The sequence below is a fragment of the Nostoc sp. genome (assembly GCF_036917515.1).
In the GTDB taxonomy this organism is placed as follows: domain Bacteria; phylum Cyanobacteriota; class Cyanobacteriia; order Cyanobacteriales; family Nostocaceae; genus Nostoc.
Genome location: NZ_JBALDE010000016.1, coordinates 22,803 through 28,864, shown reverse-complemented (window position 1 = coordinate 28,864; position 6,062 = coordinate 22,803). Strand labels below are relative to the sequence as shown.

The following is a 6,062-nucleotide window of genomic DNA, read 5'->3' as shown; positions in this document are numbered from 1 at the left end:
ACAAATGCTCTGAATGCGGTAACTAAAAAAGACATTATTGGATGGTTCACCCACTGCTGTTACTATATTGCACCCAACTGAGAACCGCTATAATTCCACTGCAAAGTCAGGACACAAAGGGAGAAATTTCTTTCTTTGTTCTGGAGTAAAAGCATCCCATCTTTTTATCCTTACCCAAGAAGCATCAGGTGAACGAGTTGCCCCATTTAGCAGTTTAAATTCAGTAGAAGAATCGAAAGCTTTTCCCAAATTATTTTGATTGCTCCAAAACTATATCTGACCTAATAAATCAAAATTACGGTTTCCTGTTTCTCCCCCAGTAGGTAACATGATAATTAATTTCCCTTCAGCAGTTAATTCTAGTCGTAATTCTTTGTTCACGGCTACAATTTGTGCAAATTCCTTATCACTAAATTGCAAATTAGGAGGTAATTGTAAGGTTAAAGCAGTCATAATTAATTGCGCTCCACAAAAATCCTAGTTGCATCAAACCCATGCGCTGCTAAATAGGGAAAATTTAGCCTCTACCTCTACTTTAGGTATTCTCCCCAACAAATGCGACGTTGTTTTATCTTTTAAAAAGTTTAGGGTAGGTATAGGTGTGAGAGACTGAATGAGTTAAAAAAATTGTAAGTTGGATTAAGCAAAGCGCAACTCAACAAAGCCCCGGAAATGTTGGGTTTCGTTCCTCAACCAAACTTTATACAGTTTAAAGTTTTTGGCTAATTTTTGTATTCCAGACTATCCATTCCCGTTCTGTCTAATCGGGTAAATTAAGTTTATCCCATGAGAGAAAATAAGCTCTCGATTTTGTGGTTAGTCTTGTAAAGGTAACGAGCGCGGAGGGATTTGAACCCCCGACCCACAGAACCGGAATCTGTTGCTCTATCCACTGAGCCACGCGCCCTTATTCTTCAATATTATAGCACGTCTGTGATAAAATTGGCAGCTTTAAAGATAATTAGCTGGGTCTACGGGTGTACCATTCCGACGAACTTCAAAGTGGAGATGGGGACCAGTTGAGAAACCTGTGGAACCGACAGCAGCGATCGCTTGTCCGCGTTCAACTGCTTGTCCCTCAGAAACATATAACTCGCTGGTATGCCCGTAGAGTGTAGTCATGCCATTACCGTGATCGATAATTACTGCTCTGCCATAACCACCATACCACCCAGCAAAAATTACTGTTCCAGAATCGGCTGCTCGAATTTTACTACCATAGCTGGCGGCAAAATCTAACCCGGCATGAAAGCGACGATAGCCAAGAATAGGGTGTATCCGCCAGCCGAAGGGACTGCTAGTAGAAGCATCGCTAGGATATGCCATTATACCAGTTCCCCTCATGATACTTCGGCTGTTGGTTTTTGCTTGGGCTTCTGCTACCTTTTGTTGAATTAAGACTTCTAGATTTTTGGATTCTCTTTCTAGCTGATTTTGCGCTGCTTCTAAGGCGAGGCGATCGCTATTCAGGCGTTGAATCAATTCTGATTGTGATTGCGCTTGGGTTTGATAATCGGCTTTTTGTGCCAGCAGTTGCTCGCGAATTAAAGCGATTTCATTTTTTTGCTGTTCTACTTCCGTTTTTTGTTTATCGATGGAGCTTGCTTGGGTGTTGAGTTTTGTTAAAATTTGTTGGTCTGCCTGAAACACTAACTTCAACTGATGACGACGGCTGAAAAAGTCGCTGATATTTTCACTTTCAAGCAAAACCGCCCATCCAGCAAAAGCAGGCGATCGCTGGAGGTAACGCAATCGTGCTACTGTTGCAATTTGCCGCTCCTGATATGAACGTTCTGCAACATCTAAATCAGCTTCTAACTGCTGGAGGCGTTGGGTAGCCACTTGTAATCGTGATTCGCTCTCTTGAAGATAGCTATCTGTAGTTTGCAGATTTTGCTTTAAACCAGTGAGGTGTTTTTGGGCCTCTTGTTGAAGATTAGTTAAGCGATCGCGATCATCAACCACACTCTGACGCTGCTGGTTCATTTGTTGCTGCTGTTGTCGCAGAGTATCAATAGACTCTGTAGATGTTGCATGGACCGGAATTAACGCCAAACAAATCCACAAAATACAGCAAAATGCAATAGATAAGCAGCAATAAATCTGCTTTTTTTCTAGAAATCGCCCTCTCATAGTGCGAACCTAATCAAAAGGATACTTTCAAACACTATGAGGATTATTCCCAAAATCTAATTCACCCACACCACAACACATTATTAAAAAGCAGGGAAAGATGAAGCAGTGAGGGAGAAGAATTAATACCAATGCCCCATGCCCCATGCCCCATGCCCATTAATTATGATTAGCTTTCCAGCTTGCCAAATCAGCTAAAGAGCGATCGCGGTAACGTCCATAACGCTCTGGTTTACTTTTGATTTTCATTCCTAAATCGGGAAAAATCCCAAAATTAGGCGGCATTGGTTGGAAATGCTTCGGTGAAGCGGAACTAATAAATTCTAATAACGCACCGATCATTGTTGTTGGTGGTAAAACCAAAGCTTCTTTACCCAAGGCTAATCGCGCTGCATTAATTCCCGCCAAGCAACCACCCGCAGCCGCAGCAGTGTAACCTTCAGTACCAATCAATTGTCCAGCGGCTAACAATGTCGGACGCTCTTTAAATTGCAAGGTAGGATACATTAACTGGGGAGCATTAATAAAAGTGTTACGGTGCATTACTCCCAGTCTGACAAACTCTGCTTTTTCCAAACTTGGAATTAACTGAAAGATTCGCTTTTGCTCGCCCCAACGCAGATTAGTTTGAAATCCTACCATGTTCCACAATTGACCAGCTTTATCTTCTTGTCGTAACTGCACCACAGCATAAGGGCGTTCTCCTGTGCGAGTATCTGACAATCCCACTGGCTTCAGGGGACCGTAGCGCATGGTATCTTCCCCGCGCTGTGCTAGTTCTTCTATGGGTAAACAGGCTTCAAAAAATTTTGCCGTTTCCCGTTCAAAACCCTTGAGTTCTGTTTGTTCCGCTTTACAGAGTTCTTCGTGAAAGTGCAAGTACTGCTCTTTATTCATTGGGCAGTTAAGATAAGCGGCTTCACCTTTGTCATAACGTGATGCCATAAAAGCAATGTCACGATTAATCGATTCTCCTACGATAATCGGACTAGCTGCATCAAAAAAGCTGAGGTATTCCATCCCCGTAAAGCGGTGCAAATCTTCTGCTAGATCGGGACTGGTTAAAGGCCCGGTTGCCAAAACCACAATCCCTTCGGGAATTGCAGACACTTCACCCCGACAGAATTCAACTAAAGGATGACTCGCTAAAGTTTCAGTTAAATCTTGGCCAAATTGTCCCCTGTCTACGGCTAGCGCCCCACCAGCAGGAACGGCGTGTTCATCAGCTTTTGAGATGACGATCGAACCGAGTTGGCGTAACTCTTCGTGCAATAATCCCGCCGCGCGATCGCTTGCCATTGCCCCAAAGGAATTACTACACACTAATTCTGCTAAATGTTCTGTATGATGAGCAGGACTAAATCGTTTTGGACGCATTTCATGCAGAATTACTGGCACTCCAGCTTGCGCTATTTGCCAAGCTGCTTCTGTTCCAGCTAGTCCACCTCCAATGACTTGTATTGGTTGTATTTCCATAGTTAAATTTTTAATCCTTATATTATAAGTGTCCATCAGCGTTACAGAAGTAAAATTAAATAACAAGTTAGGTTAAACCACAACAAGTGCAAATAAAGTATTGGGTTAATTGTAACGTTAAGACTATACCTCAAGGTTTTTTACAATCAATTTTGCTGTCAGGCAAAAAGCCACCATCAACGGTGGGCTTAACATTTTCCAACTGGCACACCGCCAAAAAGTGCGATCGCGTCCTCAGCCCTTGCCTAACTGCATTAATTAAAAAAGTAGCAAAATTAGTCATCAAACTAGGATATTTTGTATAAACCCTTGATTTCTTCTTTTTCGAGGTGATACATTAAGTAGGTATTCAATAATTAGTTAACAATAAGTTAATTTAAACGTAAGTTATGACTAAAAACAAAATAAAATATAGTGTCGATTTAAATCAAGCTACAGTTACGTTTATTGAGGAAATAACAGATGATGAGGTATTAAAAAGTGTATACGGTGGCGCAACGCCTCCTATTTCACGACTTAGCCCTGAGATTATTGCTGCTCTTGAAAAGCGCGGTATTATATTGACTAACTATCCTAACAACCCAAATACATTAACAGAAGAGGCGTTGTCTGCTTTAAAAGAAGTTTTGGGTAATTAGAAGTAGTAGATATAAACGATTTCTATTAAATGTAGCGATATGCAATACTAAAAGATTGTTTTAAAAGTGATCGGCTGTGATTTTAATTGCGTTGTTACCCCCTTTGTAAAGGGAGGAAACAAGAAAAACTCGGTTCCCTCCCCAATACATTGGGGAGGGTTAAGGAGGAGTAAAAAAATATCTTATACATCAATCATGACTTTTCAAACATCCTCTAAAACGTGTATTCCAACACGCTGGATTTTAAAAATAGGCTAATCTCAGTAATCTTGGAATTATTCTAATGGCTTATCAAAGTTATTTAATATTGTAATAGCATTTTAGGCACTATCAAATAACAGCAGTTTTCACGAGTCCATGCTTAGGAGCGTGTTCAACTCTGGCAACAGACTAATCAACCCAACAAATGAATAAGTACAAGCTTGTCTAAAAGAAAAGTGATCGCTATCCCCAAAAAAACTTAACATTAACCTTAGAAGTGTTAATTTTTCATCATATAAACTCATGGGTTACTACATCGCTCCCCGCTTTTTGGACAAACTTGCTGTCCATATCACCAAAAACTTTCTGAAGCTTCCTGGTGTGCGAGTTCCCGTGATATTGGGTATTCATGGACGCAAAGGAGAAGGCAAAACATTTCAATGTCAATTAGTCTTCGAGAAAATGGGTATCGAAGTCACTAACATATCTGGTGGCGAATTGGAAAGTCCAGATGCTGGAGATCCAGCGCGGTTGATTCGGTTGCGCTATCGGGAAACAGCAGAACTGATCAAAGTACGCGGCAAAATGTGTGTACTGATGATTAACGATTTAGATGCTGGTGCTGGACGCTTTGATGAAGGGACTCAATATACTGTAAACACCCAGTTGGTGAATGCCACACTGATGAATATTGCTGATAATCCCACAGATGTGCAGTTGCCGGGAAGCTATGATGCCACACCTTTACATCGCGTGCCGATTATTGTCACAGGTAATGATTTTTCCACTCTCTATGCACCGTTAATTCGGGATGGACGAATGGAGAAATTCTACTGGGAACCAGATAGAGATGACAAAGTGGGAATTGTCAAGGGGATTTTTGAATCGGATGGACTATCACAGAAGGAAGTTGAACAGCTAGTTGATACTTTTGTCAATCAGTCCATTGACTTTTTTAGCGCTTTGCGATCGCGCATTTATGACGAACAAATCCGCAACTACATTCATAAAGTAGGTTTTGAGCAGATATCCTTGAGTGTGGTTAACAGTGCTAAAGGGCCGCCAGAATTTCAAAAGCCAGATTTCAGGCTGTCTCACTTAATCGAGTCTGGTAACTTCCTGGTTGGCGAACAAAAACGGGTAGAAAATTCCCATTTGGTTGATGATTACAATCGACTAAATCGAGGTAGAAATTCTCAATATGCACCACCTGCTGTTGTAACACCAATTAGTCAGCCGTCAAATGGCGCAACCCAACAAGCAAAAACTAATGGATTCCAAAAACAGGAAGCATCCAGTCCACATTTGACTCTAGATACACAAGCTCAAATTAGGGAATTATTATCTCAAGGTTACAAAATTAGTATTGAACACGTAGATGAGCGCCGCTTCCGCATAGGTTCTTGGCAAACTTGTGTTCATAGCCACATTGATGCCGAGTCTGATGCTATCTCAAATCTGGAGGCAACTTTGACAGAATATAGCGGTGAGTATGTGCGCTTAGTAGGTATCGATCCCAAAGCCAAGCGGCGGGTAGTGGAGACAATTATTCAGCGTCCAAATGGGAACAATTAGGGGCAGCTACAGCAGAATCCGGGAGTTAGGAATTGGAAG

5 protein-coding genes, 1 tRNA gene and 1 pseudogene are annotated in these 6,062 nt (G+C 41.5%); 2 read left to right on the top strand and 5 right to left on the bottom strand.

Features of this window, described 5'->3' with window-relative positions:
• Positions 1-90 precede the first annotated feature (90 nt).
• The 5 genes and pseudogenes from V7K89_RS01590 to V7K89_RS01570 form a co-directional block, all read right to left on the bottom strand.
• Positions 91-453 (bottom strand): annotated as a pseudogene (locus V7K89_RS01590) (Uma2 family endonuclease); the annotation flags it as partial.
• Between the two features lie 381 nt (positions 454-834).
• Positions 835-907, bottom strand: a tRNA-Arg gene (locus V7K89_RS01585).
• A gap of 44 nt (positions 908-951) precedes the next feature.
• Entirely contained in the window at positions 952-2,133 is a 1,182-nt protein-coding gene (locus V7K89_RS01580) for a murein hydrolase activator EnvC family protein (RefSeq protein WP_335183998.1), read from the bottom strand.
• A gap of 159 nt (positions 2,134-2,292) precedes the next feature.
• Positions 2,293-3,609: an FADH(2)-oxidizing methylenetetrahydrofolate--tRNA-(uracil(54)-C(5))-methyltransferase TrmFO gene (gene trmFO / locus V7K89_RS01575; protein WP_335183997.1), complete on the bottom strand. Its 1,317-nt coding sequence runs from the start codon at positions 3,607-3,609 to the stop codon at positions 2,293-2,295.
• A gap of 130 nt (positions 3,610-3,739) precedes the next feature.
• The gene (locus V7K89_RS01570) at positions 3,740-3,892 is read right to left on the bottom strand and encodes a hypothetical protein (RefSeq protein ID WP_335183996.1); all 153 of its coding nucleotides are present in this window, start codon (positions 3,890-3,892) and stop codon (positions 3,740-3,742) included.
• Positions 3,893-3,998: 106 nt separating this feature from the next.
• On the opposite strand from V7K89_RS01570, the gene V7K89_RS01565 reads away from it, so the two are divergent.
• Together V7K89_RS01565 and V7K89_RS01560 are read left to right on the top strand one after the other, a co-directional pair.
• Positions 3,999-4,247, top strand: a complete 249-nt coding sequence (locus V7K89_RS01565; protein ID WP_335183995.1) for a hypothetical protein — start codon at positions 3,999-4,001, stop codon at positions 4,245-4,247.
• 504 nt (positions 4,248-4,751) lie between these two features.
• A complete protein-coding gene (locus V7K89_RS01560; RefSeq protein ID WP_335183994.1) occupies positions 4,752-6,023 on the top strand; it encodes a ribulose bisphosphate carboxylase small subunit in 1,272 nt (423 codons plus the stop codon).
• The last annotated feature ends 39 nt before the right edge of the window (positions 6,024-6,062 follow it).

Excerpts from the sequence above, each read along its gene's own strand:
- trmFO (WP_335183997.1), bottom strand. The coding sequence starts at position 3,609 with ATGGAAATACAACCAATACAAGTCATTGGAGGTGGACTAGCTGGAACA.
- V7K89_RS01570 (WP_335183996.1), bottom strand. The coding sequence starts at position 3,892 with ATGACTAATTTTGCTACTTTTTTAATTAATGCAGTTAGGCAAGGGCTG.
- V7K89_RS01560 (WP_335183994.1), top strand. The coding sequence starts at position 4,752 with ATGGGTTACTACATCGCTCCCCGCTTTTTGGACAAACTTGCTGTCCAT.
- V7K89_RS01580 (WP_335183998.1), bottom strand. The coding sequence starts at position 2,133 with ATGAGAGGGCGATTTCTAGAAAAAAAGCAGATTTATTGCTGCTTATCT.
- V7K89_RS01565 (WP_335183995.1), top strand. The coding sequence starts at position 3,999 with ATGACTAAAAACAAAATAAAATATAGTGTCGATTTAAATCAAGCTACA.